We start from the raw sequence: 223 nt of genomic DNA on the forward strand, positions 1-223 counted from the left end.
GTGGTACGCGAGCTGGGTTTAGAACGTCGTGAGACAGTTCGGTCCCTATCTGCCGTGGGCGTTGGAAGATTGAAAGGGGCTGCTCCTAGTACGAGAGGACCGGAGTGGACGTACCACTGGTGTTCGGGTTGTCATGCCAATGGCATTGCCCGGTAGCTAAGTGCGGCAGAGATAACCGCTGAAAGCATCTAAGCGGGAAACTTGCCTTGAGATGAGTCTTCCC

General features: G+C 55.6%; 1 rRNA gene. It reads left to right on the plus strand.

The window, feature by feature from the left end:
• A 23S ribosomal RNA gene (locus tag PSI23_RS23795) occupies positions 1-223 on the plus strand; the annotation flags it as partial.

It is taken from the genome of Xenorhabdus yunnanensis, assembly GCF_028598805.1.
GTDB classification, from domain to species: Bacteria; Pseudomonadota; Gammaproteobacteria; order Enterobacterales; family Enterobacteriaceae; genus Xenorhabdus; species Xenorhabdus yunnanensis.